This window comes from Halorubellus salinus, from assembly GCF_020567525.1.
GTDB lineage: Archaea > Halobacteriota > Halobacteria > Halobacteriales > Natrialbaceae > Halorubellus > Halorubellus salinus.
This window is the reverse complement of record NZ_JAJCVI010000001.1, coordinates 554,013-571,046: the sequence shown is the minus strand read 5'-3', so window position 1 is coordinate 571,046 and position 17,034 is coordinate 554,013. Positions and strand designations below refer to the sequence as shown.

Genomic DNA, 17,034 nt, shown 5'->3' with positions numbered 1-17,034 from the left:
CCCATGCCCGAGGACGACGCTCCCGGCCGCGACCCCGACGTCGACGCTCCTGACAGCGGCGACGACGCGTTCGATGCCGACCCCGAGCGCGCCGCACTCCTCCGCGAGATAGCCGACGACGTCCGCGGCGACACCAGCGAGTCAGAGCAGCTCGCGAACGTCCTCTACCGCACGAGCGACATCTACGACCCCGACGAGGACACCACGCCCGAGGAGGTCATGCAGAACGTCAAGTTCATCCTCGAGGTCAAGGAACGCGGCGGGCTCGGGCGCTGACGCCGAGCGAGCGCCGTCCAGGTCGCGACTCGAACCCCCACGACTTATCGCCCCGAGCGCCCACGAACCGAGCGTGGACGCGAACCAGCTGGAGACCTCGAACCCGTTCGGGATGGACGACGACTGCCGGAACTGTCCCGCGCTCTGCGAGACGCGAACGACCGTCGTGCACGGCTACGGCGACGTCGGCGCGGACTTCCTGTTCGTCGTCGACGCTCCGGGCGCGGGCGCCGACGAGTCCGGCATCCCGGCGTTCCACGACGCCGGCGGCGACCGGTTCCGACGGATACTCGAACGCTGCATGCTCTGCGCGAGCGCCAGCCCCGAAGCCGAACCCGACCTCTCGAACGCGTACGTCACGTCGATCGCGCGCTGTCATCACCCCGAGCGCGACCCGACCGACGAGGAGGTCGGGAACTGCGAGCCGTACCTGAACGCCGAGCTCCGCATGATCAACCCCGAGATACTCGTCCCCGTCGGCGAGCGCGCACTCGCGGAGATCGCCGAGGAGTACACGACGACGCCAGCGAGTGAACTCAGCGTCGACGAGCACCACGCGACGAGCGTCCGCGGCCGGGGCTTCGAGCTCGCACCGATGAAGGCGCCCGACACGATGACCGACGACGACGAGCAAGCGTTCGTCGAGTTCTTCGCGGAACTCATGGCGTCGGACTACCGGCAGACGAAGGGACGGCGCGAGCGCTAAGCCGGACGGTCCCGGAAGCGAGAGGGTCCCGGAAGCGAAGGAGTCTCGGAAGCGAAAGAAGTGGGCGAGTGGGAGGCGACCGCGAGTCGTCTACCAGTACCTCGTCTTCCGCGTTCGCGCGCCGGCGCTTCCGAGGACGACGACGCCGACGGCGAGCAGTGCGACGAGCGCGAAGACGGCGCCCGTGGAGACGGGACGGAAGTCGCCCACGCGCAGGCCGAACGCGGCCAGCGACCCCACGCCACCGAGGGCGACGAGGAGCGACCCGAGGAGTCCGAGGAGTCGAAGTCGATTCACGCCAAGGAGTTCCATCAGCGCGGACATAAAACGGCGGGTTGAAGGACGGCGCGACCCGACCGTGTGCTATGACTCTCGTCGCCGTGCTCGCGGACCCGCCACGCCCCGGACTCGTCCTGGACTCGCTCGTCGACGACGGCCCCCTCGACGCGACCGAGGCCGCCGACCTCTACGAGGCCAGTCTCCAGGACACGCTCGCCGCCGTCGACGCCTCCGGCGGCGAGACGCTCGTGAACCACCGCGGCGACGACACCCTCCCCGACGAGCACGTCACGGACACGCCCGCCGAAGCCGAGGTACGCGCGCTCGCCAGCAGCGTCCTCGACTTCGACGCGGACGACGTCCGGTTCGAGGTCCAGGTCGGGTCGACGTTCGACGCACGCGTCGGGAACACCGTCACGCACCTGCTCCGCGAGGACCCCGAGGTCTCCTCGGTGCTCGCCCTCGACGGCACCGCGCCGCTGTTCGGCCGGAAGGACGTCGACTCCACGAGCATGAAGCTCCGCCGGTCCGACGTCGTCCTCGGCCCGAGCACCGACGGCGCCGTCTGGGGCGCCGCGTTCGGCGAACCCGTCGACTTCGACGACGCATACACCACGCCCGCCGTCGAGACGCTCGCCCAGCGCGGCGTCGACGCCGGCGTCGACGTCGGGTTCGCCCCCACGTACCCTCGGATCGACAGCGTCCCCGGGCTCCGCGCGACCGTCGCCCAGATACGCGCCCGCCAGCACGCCGACCGCGTCGTCCCCGAGCGGACCGCCGCGGTCCTCGACGACCTCGCGCTCGCCGTCCGCGAGACCGGCGACGGCCCCGAACTCGTTCGCGAATGACGACGACCGCTCCGAGACGACGGCCGGATGGACCGACGCCAGCTACGCTCGAGCGCTCCAGTCAGTCGTCCGCGGCGGTCGTGCTCTCGGAGTCGGCGTCCCCGGTCGGCGCACGCGCACCACCGGCGTGGCCGTGATGGGCGACCGCGGTCTCCAACAGCGACGCCGACAGCGCAGGCACGTCCTCGGCCTCGACCGGGCCGTCGGCCCGCACGTCCTCGAGTGACCGCGGATACGTCCGGAGGTCCTTGTGGAGCGCGATACCGGCGTTCGCGCCCTCGCCCATCGCCACCGGAATCTGGTTGTGGCCAGGCGTGAGGTCCCCGACAGCGTAGACGCCGTCGACGCTGGTCTCGCCGTGCTCGTCGACCGCGACGGTCCCGTCGTCGTTCCGTGCGACGTCGAGCGACTCGGCGAGTTCGGCGTGGTAGTTCGACCCCAGCATCGGGAACCCGCCGCGGTACGCTCGAACCGTCGTTTCGCCCTCGCCGTCGCGAGTCGGGACCGGCTCCGCGAACTCGAAGGCCTCCAACCAGCCGTCGTCGTTCGTCTCCTTGCCGACGAGCTCGGCGTCGAGCACGTCGACGGGGTGTGCGTCGAGGAGTTCCGCGGTCTCGTCGGACCACTCGGGCGTCTCGCCCCGCGTCAGGAGGTCGACGCGGTCGGTGTAGTTCAGCATGATCATCGCCACGTACGCCGCGGAATCGCCGGTGCCCATCACGAACACTGGTTCGTCGACGAACATGTAGGCGTCGCAGTGTAGACACCAGTGCAAGCCCTTCCCAGTACGAGGGAGCGGCGGGTCCGGTCGCTCGTCGGCGAACCCCGTCGCCAACACCACGCGCTTCGCCAGGAACGTCCCGTCGTCGGTGACGACCTCGAACCCGTCGGCGTCTGGCAGCGACCGGACGTCCTCGACGAAGCCGCGCCGGTAGTCCGCGCCGTAGGACTCCACCTGTTCGCGCGCCGTCGCGAGGAACTCGTTCCCGGAGACGTCCTCGGTCACGCCGATGACGTTATGCGTATCCGTCATCATCGCCGCACGACCGCCGCCGCGGTTGACGACGACCGTGTCCAGCCCCAGTCGCGTCGCGTACAGCGCACTCGTCAGCCCCGCCGGGCCACCACCCGCGACGGCTACGTCGAAGTCGAATCGCTCGCTCGTATGCATCGAGTGATAGTACGTCCTCCAAACCTAAAACCACAACAACGCTCCGAACCAAGCCGTTCACCGGAGACGACGACCGTCCTTCGAGAAGCGCAATCCGGGACCCGACCGTTCGGCGGCCGACGCTTCCCGTGCCGGACCGTCGGACGGACGCGGCGACGAACCGCATTCCACGAAGGAGGTCTCCGACTGCCAACAGGAGCCGTACAGCCCCAACCACTCCGCGAACGCCACGTGCATCGCGACGACCAGGCTCGGTGTCCTGGCGTTCCTCTCGCTCCCGATAGCCTACAACACCGGCGCACGCTCGAGGGTCCTTCGACGACCCGAAACGCGCCGCCGGACGCGGGACCGACAGGCCTTAGGTCGTTCTCGCAGAATACCCGACCGAGGTGGGATGGCAGAGCGGCCTATTGCGCCTGCCTTGAAAGCAGGTATCCTCACGGATTCCTGGGTTCGAATCCCAGTCCCACCGTCGTTCCTTCGAACATCACGCACCGAAAGACAGCGAGGGGCGGATGAGGAGGGACAGCGAGGCGCGGGTGAGGAGGGACGACAAGACGACTGGATTCGAAGCAGGGAGCACGCAGCGCCGAGCGAAGCGAGGGGTCGTGCGACCGTGGTTCGAATCCCAGTTCCACCGGATCTCGTCGAACGGAACCGTGGAGCGACGGCGGCGGATCCGACGGTAGGTGCGGGAGACCTGCCTCGCGAGCCCGGTCCGCTGGTTGGACGTCGGCGTTACTCGCAGGTGATCTCGCGTTCGAACTCGACGTTGACACCGTCACCGCGTGCCTGGATGACGACGGTCTCACCGCAGGTGACGTTCTCGACGGTACCGGTTCCGGATTCCCCGCTAGCGAGGGTCGTGGTGCCGGGCGTCAGCGAGACGATATCGTCGTCCGACGTCGCGGTGACGGTGGTCAGCGTGGTGCCGTCCGAGAACTGGTTTCTGACCGTGATGGTGGCGGTCGTGTTGTTCCCCGTGGCGTTCGCTGTGATTGCGACGCCGAGGTACGCGCTGTCGTCGTCGACCACGGCGACCTGAATCCCTCGCTCCGCGTTGACCGCGGAGAACGCGCCCGTCCCCGTCGTCGTGGCAAGCACGACGACCGCGGCCCCGAGGACCAGCCACCCACGGCGACTCACGGATCCCCGACCTCCGCGGGTTTCTCGCGTGCGCCGAGACGCATCCGATAGTAGTTATCGTAACAGTGCCCGACGGACGACACCAGGAGCGCCACCGTAAGGAACACCCCGCACGCGCTCGGCGACACCCACGAGAACGGCGGGACGCCCATCGACGTTCCGGTGACGGCGACGAGTGCGACCGCCGAGAACCCGAGGTAGTACACGCCCCACGGGATGTCGCCGCCGGTGAGCGAGTCCACGTAGAAGTTCGCGCGCTCGGCCTCCTCCGAGAGCGACACGGTACCGCGTCGAGCGTCGAAGTCGATGAACCCGTACTCCGCCATCTTCGACAGATGGAACTGCCGGAGCGCGTTCCGCACGCGCTTTCGCTCCCGGTGATCGAGCTGCTCGACGGGCTTGTCGTACTCCCAGCTCGCGACCCGCTCCGCGAGATCGCTCACCGACATCGGGCCGTCCGCCCGCTTGAGCGCGTGAATCACGAACCGCCGACGCTGATTGCTCAGCATCTCCAGCACCGCATCCCGCGAGAACACGGCGTCCGCAGGGTCGTCCCCGTCCGCTGGCCCCCCGGCAGCGGACGGTGCCTGGGCTTCGCTCATCGCCCTCTATCCCAACCCAGCGTGGTTCCCCCTCGATACGACGAATCAAACGACGGCTGCTGCCCCCTCATAGCAGCAAAAGCCACGCAAGGCGTGCAATTTGTTATAAACGAAATATCGTAGCCTGCGGTTCGTTCCAGTGATGTTACCACGAACGGACGCCTGCGATGACTCCCATTGCGACTGCTCCCTGTCGGTCACTCCCAGTCGTCTCCTGGTTACCCGGAACTATCCGAAGAGCATCCAAGCCGTTCACGCGTCGATGCAACTCGAGTGCCGTCGGTAACGTCATTGTATAGCTGCTCCAAAGGATGTTCGCCAGTTCGCTGTCCCTCTTTGCCCGTTCGGGAAACAGCGATTGTCTCCTCTCGTGTCACTCTCCGAGAACCCCGCGTCCTGTCTATTCCAATAGTGTTCCCCGTTCACATGCAAGATACGCGCCCCCCGGTGAACCCCAGCGTCACGGAAGCGAGTGAACCGGGAGCGCGCAACACGAGAACATTGAACGATGGACCGCAGAAAATTCATGCTCGGACTCGGATCGCTCGCCGCCGGCGGGGCGGCTGCAATCGGCACTGGCGCGTTCGCCAGTGTCGAAGCAACGCGTACGGTCACCGTCGATGTCGTCGGTGATCAGTCGGCATACCTCGGATTGAATGAAGACTCACCGTACGCAGCGAACGTTGGTAAGCAACTACAGCTGAACTTTGGACCCAACAACAATGGTGGTCAAGGGGTCAATGCGGATGCTGTGACTACCTTTGATGGCGTCTTCCGGATGACGAATAACGGGCCGAACGACCTCGACATCACGATCGACAAGTCCGGTCTGGCGTATCCCAACCGTTGGCACTTCGTCCCGAAGGAAGTCTACGAAGAGTACAGTGGCACCTACCCTGAGGACAGTTTCTACCCGAGCTGGGACGACTTTGGCGGGTACGATACGACCAATGCGAGCGGCGGCGGGCTTGATTCGGGGAACTCCACGCTAGTCGGTGTCGCAATCGACACGAGAGACAAGGCTAGTCTGCCGGGCGGTGAGATACGGTTCGCTGTCACCGACGTAGACGGCCCGTACGGGAGCGGATAGACCACTTCGTCCGACACCTCGGCGGTAACCTACCCCACCCCCGCTTTCGGCGACGACCTGTCCTGTTTCTGAGCCACCGAATCTCGCTGAAACCGATGTATAACAATATCTTGTAGGTTCATCGGTGCTCTTGCCATGGGCTTGAGGAAGACGGGGGTAGTATTCCTGCAGGTTGCGGGCCTCTGCGTCGTCCTGTCCCTCCTCGCCGGAGCGGCCCTCGGTCAGCCCGTGTTACTGAGCTACGTCGAGACGGACAGTATGTCCCCGACGCTGGAACCGGGTGACGGGTTCGTCGCAGTACCGATACAAGTCGATTCCGCTGTGAGAGAAGGGGACGTTATCGTGTTTCGTGCGGAGGAACTCCACGGTGGCGGACTCACCACTCATCGCGTCGTGGAGGAGACGGATCGAGGGTTCGTCACGAAAGGGGATGCGAACCCGTTCACCGACCTCGAAAGCGGGGAACCGCCCGTCAAGCGTGCGCAAATCGTTGCGACGGCACTCCAAGTGGATGGGCACGTGGTCGTGGTTCCAGCCCTCGGTACCGCCATCGAAGGAACGCAGTCCCTGTTATCGATGGCTCAGCGTCGGCTTTCTGCTGCGTTGGGGATGCCTTCGTTGCTCGGGCCCAGCGGATTCGCGTACCTGGTCTTCGCAGCCACCCTGCTCTGGTATGTACTGGGAGAGTGGCGTGCTGGGAACGAGAGCAACCGCGAACGAGTGACATCGCGGAGGACGGGTGTCGATAGCCGGGTCATGATAGGAGCCTTGGCGGCGGTCCTCGTCGTCGGCGCGACCGCAGCGATGGTCGTTCCCGCCGGCACGCAGGAGTATGGGGTCGTGAGCGCAGAGTTCGACTCCGAAAGGCCGACCGTCATCCCCATGGGCGAATCGAACAACGTGGCGTATCCGGTCGCCAACGGTGGGTTCGTCCCAGTTGTCGTCTTCCTTGAGTCAGCCAGCGACGGTGTCGACGTTCGACCACGAGAGTCGACGGTTCGTGGTCGGCGCGTGCTGAATGCAACCGTCACCTTGCATGCACCACCGCAGACGGGTCACTACAGACGCTACGTCACGGAGTTCCGCTATCTCGCAGTACTCCCGCACTCGGTGATCCGTGGACTCCACGCGTTCCATCCGTGGGCCCCGATAGTGGCCATCGACGCGCTTGTCGCGATACCGTTCTACCTCCTCGGCGTTCGTGTCGCCGGTCAGGGCAACCTGAAGAACCGGTCACGGGAATCACAGCTATCGGTCATTACGCGAATCCGGGCCGTTCTAACCCGGTTCTACTGATTCAAAGCGGTGTGATAACTAAACGGTCGTCTTGCGAACTCAGAATTCATGACCGATCAGGCGCTTCGGCTCCGTGCGCTCTTGGACGAGCAGTTCCTGGTCCTGGTCCTCCTTTTGGCGCTCGTCACCGTGACCGGCGGGTGGCTGGTCTACACCACGCATGTCGACCCCGGAGAAGAGCGCTTCGAGCGGCAGGCGCCGTCGTGGAGCGTCCAGAGCGAATTCGATCACAGGGCCGTCGTCACACAACAGAACCCGCTGTACTCGGTGGGTTCCAATCTCTCGAACCGGTCGGTGTACTTCGCGACGGTGTCCCCTCGGTTCGAGGGTGCGTACCGGTTCTCGTATCGGGCCCGTGAGAGCGGTGAGTTGAACAGTCGCGTCACGTTGGCGGTCGTGAAACGAGGACTGGTGACTGAACCGAACTCCGAGAACACGACCGTCGTCTGGCAGCGGACGCGTACCATCGGTTCGATCGACGGAACGACGTTGCGCCCGGACGACTCGATTCGCGTGCCCTTCTCGACGAACGCTACAGCACTCGGTAACGAGGTGACAACAATCGAGGAGCGCCTTGGAAAGCCGTCGGACCGGACGCAATTATACCTGCGAGCAACTGTCATCGTGTCCGGATTGGTGAACGGAAGAGAGGTCGATAGGAAGACCACGCACCGACTCTCGCTCCGCTTCGATGAGGGAACGTATCGCGTTTCGAATGCCGGCCCGAACGTCGAGTCGTTCGAACGGACGGAGATGGTTACACGCGAACGTTCGTTCGAGCCTCTCCGGGAGTTCATCAGTCCGATACTCTTCTTCATCGGGTGCGGTGGTCTCGGCGTGCTGGTGGTCGTGCAGCGTCGTGGATCGCTTCCGTTGACCGAGCAGGAACATGCCCGGCTGGAGTATCTCGACGACCGGAACCAGTTCGACGAGTGGATCTCGGAGATTCGACTCCCAGAGGAAGCCCTCGAGTTGCCGGAGGCGGAGGCGTCGTCGCTCGGGAGTCTGGTGGATTTCGCTATCGATACGGAGAATGGAGTCATCGAGGCGCCGGGCGAGGAGGTGTTCTACGTGGTGCACGACGGCTACCTGTACACGTATCGACCGCCGGTGCTCGACGAGGCTCGCGAGCCGGCGGCCGGGGCGGAGGAACCGACGGGCGACGCTGACGATGGACTCGATTCGTTCGACTTCTCGTTCTTGGACAGGGACGAGCGGTCGGAGGACGATCTGCCATCCAGTGCCGCGAGTCACGGCGACGAAAATTAGTCAGTCGTCGCTCTGGCCGTAGGATTCGAACTTCTGGAGGACGACGTCGAGTTGGTCGTCGGTGAGTTCGTGGGGGGTGCCGCCGATGGCTTTGGCGCGGAGGTAGAGTTCGCAGAGGGATTCGACGTGGACGGTGTTCTCGATGGCGGTGGGGAGGTCGGGGCCGGTGACGACGAGGCCGTGGTTCTCGATGATGGTTGCAGTCGATTGGGCCTCGCGCATGGCGTCGACGGCGTTCTTCGCGAGGGCTTCGGTGCCGTAGGGCGCGTACTCGGTGACGGGGACGCGTTTGCCGACGGCGACGATCATGTAATGGATGGGGGGGAGTTCCTCGTGGAGGGTGGCGAGCGTGGTGGCGTACGGCGAGTGCGTGTGGACGATGGCGCCGGGTTCGTCGAACCGGTAGATGTGGCGGTGCATGGGGACCTCGCTGCTTGGGTCCATGGCGCCGTCGAGGTGTTCGCCGTCGAGGGAGACGAGCGGGACGTCCGGGGTGTCGAAGCTGTCGTAGGGGACGCCCGTGGGGGTGATGGCGAACGCGTCGCCGTCGCGCACGGAGAGGTTCCCGGTGCGGCCGGGGGTGAGTGCGGCGAGTTCGGGGGCGTGTTCGACGACGGCGTCGCGGATGGCTTCGTTCGTCATAACAGCACCTCGGTTACGGCCGCGAAGTCGTGAACCTGATGGTCTGGCTGCATGCGGCCGCGGAGGTCTTCGTGCTCGTGGCGCGGGTCGAAGAGGACGGTCTCGAGGCCGACGGCGTTCCCACCTTCGATGTCCGCGGTCGGGTTGTCGCCGACGAACGCGGCGTCGCTCGGGCGCGTGTCGAACTGGGCGAGCGGGTCGGTGAACATCACGCTACTGGGTTTCTCGCGCCCGGTCTCCTCGCTCGTGAGGAGGAGGTCGACGTACGGCTCGATGCCGAGGTGGTGTATCTTCTTCAGCTGGATGCGCGTCGTGAGGTTCGTGACGATACCGACGTGGACGTCGGCGGCCTGGAGTTCGCGGAACACGCGCTCGACGTGGTCGTGTATCTCCATCTCGTGGACGTACGCCTCCCAGTACGCTTCGCCGAGTTCGAGTGCGTGCTCGGACTTGTGGGTGCCGGTGTGGATCTGGATGGCGCGCTTGAAGTAGAGGAAGCGTTCGTGTGCGCTCGCGGTGCCGGCGAGTTCCCGTTTGGTCTCGCGGCGGCCTTCCTGGTAGAGCGTCTCGAAGGCGTCGCGGTCGAGGTCGTACCCGAGCTCGAGCGCGGTCCGCCACGCTTCGCGTTTCCCTGCGTCGTTACAGGGAGCGTACGGGTAGAGGGTGTCGTCGAGGTCGAAGAACACGGCTTCCGGGGGCATACCTCCGGCGTTGGCCGAGCGAACGATTAGGTTCTTCGGACCGTGGCGACCGCGTGCACCCGATGCTGCGGTTTTGCCGGTCGGACGGCGCTCGTTTCAATCCGAGGTGGTTCGAGATTGATGTAATCGCGACGGTGAACGTGGTAACGACCAGTTACTTGTTTAATGACGCGTTACCCGTTGACATGGTTTCCGGGGGTGTTTCGGGCGGTGGTCGCGTCGTGGTGGTGGACGACGAGGAGCGCGTCGCGGACGTGTACGCAACGTTCCTCGCGGACGACCACGACGTCGAGGTGGCGTACGGTGGCGAGGAAGCGCTCGACGTCGTCGACGCGACGGTCGACGTCGTCCTCCTCGACCGTCGGATGCCGGGACTGCACGGTGACGAGGTCCTGGAGCGACTCCGCGACCGCGGCTACGACGGGCGCGTCGTGATGGTGACCGCGCTCGACCCCGGATACGACATCATCGACATGGACTTCGAGCAGTACGTCTGCAAACCGATCGATCGCGACGAGCTCAGAACGATCGTTCGACGCGAGTTACTGCGCTCGAACTACGACGACGCGCTCCAGGAGTACCTCCGCTTGCAGTCGAAGGTGACGACGATCTCGGAGGACCACCCGGACCCGGCGGCGAGCGACGACGAGCGCGTGCGGGCGCTCCGCGACCGTCTCGACGACCTCCGCGACGGCTTGCTGGACACGCTCGTCGAGCACGCGGAACTCGCGTACGAATCCGAGGACGGCGGGACCGCCTGACGCGGGGAAGACACTTGCTCGTTCCGCCCCAATCACCGGGTATGGCGTGCAACTCGCTCGACGACGCGGAGCGTCACGCGCTCCTTCGCCGGGTCGACCGCGGAACCGCGACCGTCGGCTCGCGAGTCCCGGACTCCGTCACGATCGACGACACCGACGTCGCGCTTCGCGAGTTCGTCGTCACGACGCGCAACCAGCGGACGCTCACGCCGGCGGAACGCGACCGCGTGAAGGACGTGCGTGACCGCCTCGGCACCGAGCGGGAGCGTCGACGCGAACGCCTCGCAACCGCCGACCTGACGGTCGACGAAGCGACCGCGCTCGCCGACAGCATCGTCGGCCTCGACCGCGCGCTCGCCGCGCTCGCCGACCTCAGCGAGCGCAGCCTCGAGGCGGACCGGCACGAGCGACACGTCGAGTCCCATCGCGCCTGGCTCGACTTCCTCGACAACATCCAGCGGTAGGTGCGTTCCGGGCCGCGCGGCGTCGAGAACGTCCGCCATAACGATACGTCGTGGAGACGTCACCTCGTCCGAACAGATGCGGTCTCGGAAGACGACTCCCACGCGACACAACCTCCACGCCATCGAGGACCGCATCGAACTCGCGGAACGCGGCCATCACGTCCTGGAACGCAAGCGCGACGGGCTCGTGCTCGAGTTCCTCGACCTCCTCGACGAGTACCAGGACGCGCAACGCGAACTGCAGTCGCGGTTCGAGCGCGCCCAGTCGCTGTTCGACCGCGTTCGCGCGCTCGAAGGCCAAGTCGTCATCGACGGACTCGTGCGTGCTCGCAGCGTCCACCCCGAGATAACGACGTCTCGAAAACCCATCCTGGGGGTGGCGCTCCCGCAGTTCGAGGCCACCGGCGTGCGAACCGACCTCGCGCATCACGGGTACGGGTTGCTCGGAATGAGCCCGGTCGTCGACGAGCTCGTGGACGCGTACGAGGCGCTCGTCGAGCAACTCGTCGCGTTCGCGGAACTGGAGACGGCCGCTTTGCTGCTCGTGGACGTCATCGAGACCACGCAGCGACGCGTCAGGGCTCTCGAACACGCTGTCATCCCTCGGTTACAGCACGACGCCGAACGTATCCGACGGCGTCTCGACGAGCGCGCGCAGGAGGAACGCGTCCGGCAGAAGTGGTTCAAGGAGAAGCAGGAACGCCGGCGCATCCACGCCGACCCTCCCGGTGGCCGCGTTCGACCGCATCGGAACGGCCGGAGCGACGAGGACGAACGCTGAAGATCGACGCGACAGTGGTGCGTGACGACTGTCGATGTCGGCGTCGAGCGATTATCGCTGCCAGTCGGTGTCGAGTTCGAGGGCGCGCTCCAGGAGGCCGTCCGCGTAGACCTCGCTCGTCTGGTCGGGGTGGCGGGCGTGGATGGTACGGACGGTCTCGACGGTGTTCGCGAAGTTCTTGAACGTCGCCTCGTCGACCATCTGCCCGTCGACGGTCACCGCCCCGGTGCCTTCTGATTTCGCCTGATTGAAGCGCTCTATCTTCGAGACGTCGCGCTCGAGTTCGGTCGGCGTCGGCATGTGGATGCGGTTCGCCTGGATGGTCTGCTTGGGGTAGAGGCTCCAGGAGCCGTCGAGCCCGACCGCGGCCTCGCGCTCGACCTGGTCCGCGTACGCCGGGGCGTTGTAGTACGTGACGCCGGCGCGTTCCTCGAAGAGCTTGTCGAACGGGCCGCCGACGGCGACGACGTCGTTCGCGCTCGCCTCGTTCGACAGCGCTTCGAGGAGGCCGTCCCAGCGCGGGCGGTCGCCGTCGATGGCGCGCCCGCCGAGTTCGGCGGTGTAGTCGACGGGTCCGAAGACGAGGCCGGCGAGGCGACCGCCACCGTGAGCGTCCTCGTTCCCGAGCATCGCGATGTCCCGGAGGTCCGAGCGCGCGGCGGCGGTCTCGACGATGACTGAGAGCTCGGTCGACCCCTCGGGGAGGCCCGCTGCTTCCTCGGCGCGTGCGACGACGTCGATGGCTCGCTCGACGTCCGCGACGCGGCCGACCTTCGGGACGACCACGCCGGTGAGTTCCTCGCCGACGGCTTCGAGGAGCGTCCGGATCTCCTCCTCGCCGCGGTCGCGGAGCCCGGCGTCGTCGTACGCCCACTGGACGCGCGGCCAGATCTCGCCGGAGAACTCGACGCCGCCGTCGAGACGGTCGATGGTGTTCTCGAGCCCCTCGGCTTTCATGTCGGGTGCGGTCCCGTCCTCGAGGTCGGGGACGAGCCAGTCGGGCGCCTGGAATCCCTCCGAGGCGAGCGCGGAGTCGAGGTACTTCGCCGTGTTCTCCTTGGGGACGGCGGCCGGTGCGGTCTGGAAGGTGCGTGCGATTCTCATCTGAGTCAGTTGCCTGCGTTCGTCGTCGAGCGTTTCTGTATCTGTGCGGTGCGCGTCCCCGAGTACACGGGGGTGTCGTCCTGGTTGAACGCGACGTGCTCGAACTCGACGACACCGTACCGGTCGTCGCCGTCGTCGCGAGCGTCGCGGACGTGCGTGAAGCAGTACACGGTGTCGCCGGGCGTGACGAACGTGTGGAAGCGCTCGTCGTCGAACCCGACCTCGCGCCACGTCGCCTCGTCGCTGCGAGCGTGCCCGAGTGCGGTCGAGCGCGTCACGTCGCCGTACGCGACGAGGTCGCCGGACGGGGAGTCCGCCATCACGGCCGCGTCGTGGTGCTGTTTCGCGGTGTTCAGCGTCATCAGCGGGAGCTGGCTGACGGTGACGGCGTCCATCGTCCGACCGCGCTCGTGGCGGTACGCGACCGCGGCGTCGCCCCCGTGCCTGTCCTCCGTCGTCGCGAGCGCCGCGGCGAAGTCCTCGAAGTGCTCGCCGTCCGGTTCGACGAACGTCCCCGGAAGGCCGAGATCCATCGTCTCGCCGCCGTCCGGTTCGACGTCGTCGAGGGACTCGTGCTCGCCGCCGTCGGTCGCCGGCGGGGTCCGTCGCGGGATCATGTTCGTGCGCTCGTAGGACAGCAAGCGGTCGCCGGTGTCGGCGTCCACGCCCTCCGTCCGCCACGTGACGATGCCGTAGTCGGGGCGCGACGAGGACGTCGCGGTCGACTCGACGGTCGACCGCACCTGGAGTGCCGTCCCCAGGGGTACCGCGTCGGCGTGGAACCGGAGGTCGGTACGGCCGAGGAAGTACCCGCCCTTCTCGGAGAGGTCCTCGACGGTCGGCCCCATCACCGCCGCGGTGAGGTAATCCGGATGCGCGGGCACCGTCTCGAACCCGCGCTCGCGGGCCGCGTCCGGCCGCCAGTACGCCGGGTCGTGGTTGAGCGTCTGGCCCGCCCACGTCTCGCTCGCGTGTCGCGTGAGCGTCAACCCGGGTTCGTGCTCGAGTTCGTCGCCCTCCGCGAAGTCCTCGAAGCAGTTCCCCTTCCCTTTGGTATCGACGCGGTCGAGTGCCGCGCGGAACGTCTCGCCGTCACTGAGGTCGAAGTCGTCTGTCATGTAGATGAATCGGTAGCGTGTACCAGCTCAGTCGTCCGCGACGGCGCGCGTCGTCGCGTCGGCGTCGTCGCGAGCGAGTGCGCGCCGCATCTCGTTCTCGACGACCATGTAGCCCTCGTCGAACCCCATCCCGGGTTTCGCGAGCACCTGGAACGCGTCGGTCGCCAGCGCGACGTGCGCGCAGGCTCGCGCCGAGGTCACGGTCTCGTTGCACGTCCCGCCGAGGTACGCGCGGACGTCCGTGCCCTCGCAGTACCGCACTGCCTCCCCGGAGCGATGGATGCCGCCGAGGTCGGGGGTCTTCACCTGGACGACGTCCGCGGCGCCCGCGTCGACGAACGCCTGGACGTCCTCGAACGTGTTGCACCACTCGTCGGCGACCAGGTCCACGTCGACGTCGGCGTCCGCGAGCGCGTCCCGGAGTTCGGTCATCGCGTGGATCTGCTCGGCGCGCCCGCCGACGTCCATCGGGCCCTCTATCTGGATGGGATGGTCCTCGGCCGCCTCGCTGAGCGACTGGAAGTAGTCGACGACCTCGGCGCGGTCGTACGGTGCGCCGAAGACGTCCCCGATGACGCCGTAGACGTCCAGGTGGAGGCGCGGCCGGTAGTCCGCGGGCCCGAGTTCGTTCGCGCGCTCGACGAGCCACGCGACGTACTCGCGGAGTCCCTCGCCCGATTCGCCGAGCTTCTCGACGCTATTGAAGAGGCCGTGTGGGAGGACGGGGACGCCCTTTATCATCATCTTCTCGGCGTTCACGTACCGGTCGTCGCCGGACTGCCCGAACACCGGCACCGGTTCGGTCGCGGGCGTCGTCCCGAGGTGGTCGGCGAGCGTTCGCGCTCGCGTCCGCCCCTCGGCGTGCGCCGCCGCCGCGAGCAGCGCCTGCGAGACGCCGTACCGGACCGCGGTGTGGAGTTGCTCGCGGCCGTCCTCGCCGGGCATCGCGGCGAGCTCGGCGACGTTCGTCCCGAACTCCGTCGCCGACCGCCCCTCCAGGGCGTCCGCGACGCGATCCTCGACGACCGGCTCGTAGCGAGCTGCACGGAAGAGCGGGTCGCGGCCGCCAGCGCCGGAGTACTGGACGGCACAGCAGTCACCCGAGACCGTGCGACCGTCGCTCAGGTCGAGTTCGACGGTCAACGCCTCGCCGGCTTCGCGGACGGCGTCGAACCCCTCGGTGACGGGGTCGCCGTCGTACGCGAACCCGTCCTGGGTCGCGCCCCCCTTGATTGCGCGCTGGTCGTCGAAGAAGAACCCCGAGACCGACGGGACGGCGCGAACGCGCTCAATCCGCACGCGACTCACCTCCGTTCGGCGCACCGGGGTCGTCGCCACTTCGACTGTTTCCGCCAGCGTTCGGCCGGCCGATGAGGCGGCCGTCGCTGATGGCGTCGACGTCGTCGGCGACCATCTTGAACGAGCGCTTGCGGCCTTCGGTGCGGGCGCGCTCGTCGAGGAAGTTCCCGTGGATCTCCTTGACGTCGTCGCTGACGTCGAGTTCCGCGAACTCGAAGATGCGGACGCGGCCGTCGTCGTCCCTCGCGGGGAGGACCGCGCCCATCGCGGCGTCGCTCGGCGCGAACGGGACGTCGAGCGCGCCGGAGGCGAACGCGTCGACGACGCCGAGTGCGACGTCGCCGTCGCCGTGCCGTTCGACGGTGTCGACGAGCTCCATCGCCGTCCGCTCGATGAGCTCCTGTTCCTCGTCGACGCCCTCCAGATTGATCGCCTGCTCGCGGACCATGTCCAGCATCTGCCGGGTCGTCCGCAAGCCGGCGGCGTTCGCTTCCTTCGTCGGGACGCCCTGGAACTCCTGGGGCGACTTGGTGATGACCTTGTCCGGTTGCGCGATCGCCGCGGTCGTCCCGCCGAGCCCGATGACGCCGTTCGCGCGCGCCTCGTCCGGCGGGAACCCACCCATCCACTCGTGGAAGACCGTCGTGACCGTGACGTCGTCGTTCAGGTACTCGTTCCCGAGTTTCTTCAGCGCGCGGAGCGCGGCGACGTCCTGGACGAGGTTCCCGACCTGGCCGTACCCGAGCGTCAGCGACCGGACGCCCTGGGTCGCGGCGAGCTTGCCTTCGACGAGCATCACCGCGATGGCGATGCTCGGCGGGACGAGCGTCCCCGTCAGCGGCCCGAACGGCTCGCGGTTGATGGTGATGCCGCGTTCGGTGTACGCGCCAGCGAGCCGGTCGACGAACTGCCAGTGCTCGATGGTGTCCGCGAGCGAGTTCTCCTTGCAGTACGGGATGTTGTAGCTGATGGGGCCGCCCTCGAAGCTCTGGAACCCGCCCGCGAACGTGATCGCGGCGAGCAGGCGCGCGTCGGGCGTCCCGTGGCGGACCTCGATGGGTGCGTCGAGCGCGTCGACGAGTTCGCGGCAGCGTTCGACGCCGTGGTTGACGGCCGGGAACCCGTTCAGTGCGGCCTTCCCGGTCTCGCGTGCCTCCTCGAGTCCGGTCTGTGCCTTCTCGTACTGGTTGTCCCGCGTGTAGGAGTCGATGGTCGTGGGCAGGAGGTCCGCCTGCCCTTCGTTCTGGAGGTGCTCGAGGAGCGAGATTTGCTCTTCGAGGCGCGCGACGCCCGCTCGCGGCTGGAGGAGCGGGCGGTCGGCGTTCTCGAGGACGTCGGCGAATCGCTTGCTTGCGGGGAGGGACTCGTGGAACTCGACGGCCTCCTCGAAGTCGACGGCCTGGCCTGTCGGCCAGTTCCCGCGGACGTCCCCGTCGATGCGTCGCAACTGCTCGGCCGGGATGCGTTCGTCGCGTAACATC

General features: G+C 67.0%; 19 protein-coding genes and 1 tRNA gene. 10 read left to right on the top strand and 10 right to left on the bottom strand.

Features of this window, described 5'->3' with window-relative positions; all coding sequences use genetic code 11:
• The first annotated feature begins 3 nt into the window (after nt 1-3).
• Entirely contained in the window at nt 4-276 is a 273-nt protein-coding gene (locus tag LI336_RS02875; protein ID WP_227131114.1) for a DUF7976 family protein, read from the top strand.
• A gap of 73 nt (nt 277-349) precedes the next feature.
• On the top strand, nt 350-982 hold the full coding sequence (locus tag LI336_RS02870; protein ID WP_227131113.1) for a uracil-DNA glycosylase: 633 nt from the start codon (nt 350-352) through the stop codon (nt 980-982).
• Between the two features lie 90 nt (nt 983-1,072).
• On the opposite strand, the gene LI336_RS02865 is transcribed toward LI336_RS02870, so the two are convergent.
• The gene (locus LI336_RS02865) at nt 1,073-1,279 is read right to left on the bottom strand and encodes a hypothetical protein (RefSeq protein ID WP_227131112.1); all 207 of its coding nucleotides are present in this window, start codon (nt 1,277-1,279) and stop codon (nt 1,073-1,075) included.
• Between the two features lie 68 nt (nt 1,280-1,347).
• On the opposite strand from LI336_RS02865, the gene LI336_RS02860 reads away from it, so the two are divergent.
• Nucleotides 1,348-2,109, top strand: coding sequence for a hypothetical protein (locus LI336_RS02860; protein ID WP_227131111.1), 762 nt, complete (start codon nt 1,348-1,350; stop codon nt 2,107-2,109).
• A gap of 61 nt (nt 2,110-2,170) precedes the next feature.
• Here LI336_RS02860 and LI336_RS02855 read toward each other — a convergent pair whose 3' ends face one another.
• Nucleotides 2,171-3,280 carry an NAD(P)/FAD-dependent oxidoreductase gene (locus LI336_RS02855; protein ID WP_227131110.1) on the bottom strand — a complete coding sequence of 370 codons (1,110 nt, stop codon included), beginning with the start codon at nt 3,278-3,280 and terminating at the stop codon, nt 2,171-2,173.
• A gap of 388 nt (nt 3,281-3,668) precedes the next feature.
• On the opposite strand from LI336_RS02855, the gene LI336_RS02850 reads away from it, so the two are divergent.
• Nucleotides 3,669-3,752 (top strand) — tRNA-Ser (locus tag LI336_RS02850).
• A gap of 266 nt (nt 3,753-4,018) precedes the next feature.
• Here LI336_RS02850 and LI336_RS02845 read toward each other — a convergent pair.
• Nucleotides 4,019-4,426: a hypothetical protein gene (locus LI336_RS02845; RefSeq protein ID WP_227131109.1), complete on the bottom strand. Its 408-nt coding sequence runs from the start codon at nt 4,424-4,426 to the stop codon at nt 4,019-4,021.
• Nucleotides 4,423-5,028, bottom strand: coding sequence for a DUF7344 domain-containing protein (locus LI336_RS02840; RefSeq protein WP_227131108.1), 606 nt, complete (start codon nt 5,026-5,028; stop codon nt 4,423-4,425). The genes LI336_RS02845 and LI336_RS02840 overlap by 4 nt, the downstream gene beginning before the upstream one ends.
• Before the next feature lie 508 nt (nt 5,029-5,536).
• Here LI336_RS02840 and LI336_RS02835 point away from each other — a divergent pair.
• From LI336_RS02835 to LI336_RS02825, 3 genes are all read left to right on the top strand, one after another.
• Nucleotides 5,537-6,118: a hypothetical protein gene (locus LI336_RS02835; RefSeq protein WP_227131107.1), complete on the top strand. Its 582-nt coding sequence runs from the start codon at nt 5,537-5,539 to the stop codon at nt 6,116-6,118.
• Nucleotides 6,119-6,253: 135 nt separating this feature from the next.
• Entirely contained in the window at nt 6,254-7,414 is a 1,161-nt protein-coding gene (locus tag LI336_RS02830; protein ID WP_227131106.1) for a signal peptidase I, read from the top strand.
• 48 nt (nt 7,415-7,462) lie between these two features.
• Entirely contained in the window at nt 7,463-8,683 is a 1,221-nt protein-coding gene (locus LI336_RS02825) for a DUF5305 domain-containing protein (RefSeq protein ID WP_227131105.1), read from the top strand.
• Here LI336_RS02825 and LI336_RS02820 read toward each other — a convergent pair whose 3' ends face one another.
• Nucleotides 8,684-9,325 carry a ribulose-1-phosphate aldolase gene (locus LI336_RS02820; protein ID WP_227131104.1) on the bottom strand — a complete coding sequence of 214 codons (642 nt, stop codon included), beginning with the start codon at nt 9,323-9,325 and terminating at the stop codon, nt 8,684-8,686.
• Complete coding sequence (locus tag LI336_RS02815; RefSeq protein WP_227131103.1) at nt 9,322-10,026, bottom strand: ribulose-1,5-bisphosphate 5-phosphatase; 705 nt, start codon at nt 10,024-10,026, stop codon at nt 9,322-9,324. The genes LI336_RS02820 and LI336_RS02815 overlap by 4 nt, the downstream gene beginning before the upstream one ends.
• 185 nt (nt 10,027-10,211) lie before the next feature.
• Between LI336_RS02815 and LI336_RS02810 the strand changes: the two genes are divergently transcribed.
• The 3 genes from LI336_RS02810 (at nt 10,212) to LI336_RS02800 (ending at nt 12,032) form a co-directional block, all read left to right on the top strand.
• Complete coding sequence (locus LI336_RS02810; protein ID WP_227131102.1) at nt 10,212-10,787, top strand: response regulator transcription factor; 576 nt, start codon at nt 10,212-10,214, stop codon at nt 10,785-10,787.
• A gap of 41 nt (nt 10,788-10,828) precedes the next feature.
• A complete protein-coding gene (locus LI336_RS02805; protein WP_227131101.1) occupies nt 10,829-11,251 on the top strand; it encodes a DUF5788 family protein in 423 nt (140 codons plus the stop codon).
• A gap of 76 nt (nt 11,252-11,327) precedes the next feature.
• The gene (locus tag LI336_RS02800) at nt 11,328-12,032 is read left to right on the top strand and encodes a V-type ATP synthase subunit D (protein ID WP_227131100.1); all 705 of its coding nucleotides are present in this window, start codon (nt 11,328-11,330) and stop codon (nt 12,030-12,032) included.
• Between the two features lie 51 nt (nt 12,033-12,083).
• On the opposite strand, the gene citE is transcribed toward LI336_RS02800, so the two are convergent.
• The 4 genes from citE to LI336_RS02780 are packed head-to-tail and all read right to left on the bottom strand — an operon-like array spanning nt 12,084 to nt 17,033.
• A complete protein-coding gene (citE, locus tag LI336_RS02795; RefSeq protein ID WP_227131099.1) occupies nt 12,084-13,136 on the bottom strand; it encodes an L-malyl-CoA/beta-methylmalyl-CoA lyase in 1,053 nt (350 codons plus the stop codon).
• 5 nt (nt 13,137-13,141) lie between these two features.
• Entirely contained in the window at nt 13,142-14,254 is a 1,113-nt protein-coding gene (gene mch / locus LI336_RS02790; protein ID WP_227131098.1) for a 2-methylfumaryl-CoA hydratase, read from the bottom strand.
• A 27-nt stretch (nt 14,255-14,281) separates the two neighbouring features.
• Nucleotides 14,282-15,553 carry a methylaspartate ammonia-lyase gene (locus LI336_RS02785; RefSeq protein WP_227131097.1) on the bottom strand — a complete coding sequence of 424 codons (1,272 nt, stop codon included), beginning with the start codon at nt 15,551-15,553 and terminating at the stop codon, nt 14,282-14,284.
• The gene (locus LI336_RS02780) at nt 15,543-17,033 is read right to left on the bottom strand and encodes a methylaspartate mutase subunit E (RefSeq protein WP_227131096.1); all 1,491 of its coding nucleotides are present in this window, start codon (nt 17,031-17,033) and stop codon (nt 15,543-15,545) included. The genes LI336_RS02785 and LI336_RS02780 overlap by 11 nt, the downstream gene beginning before the upstream one ends.
• Nucleotide 17,034: the final 1 nt, after the last annotated feature.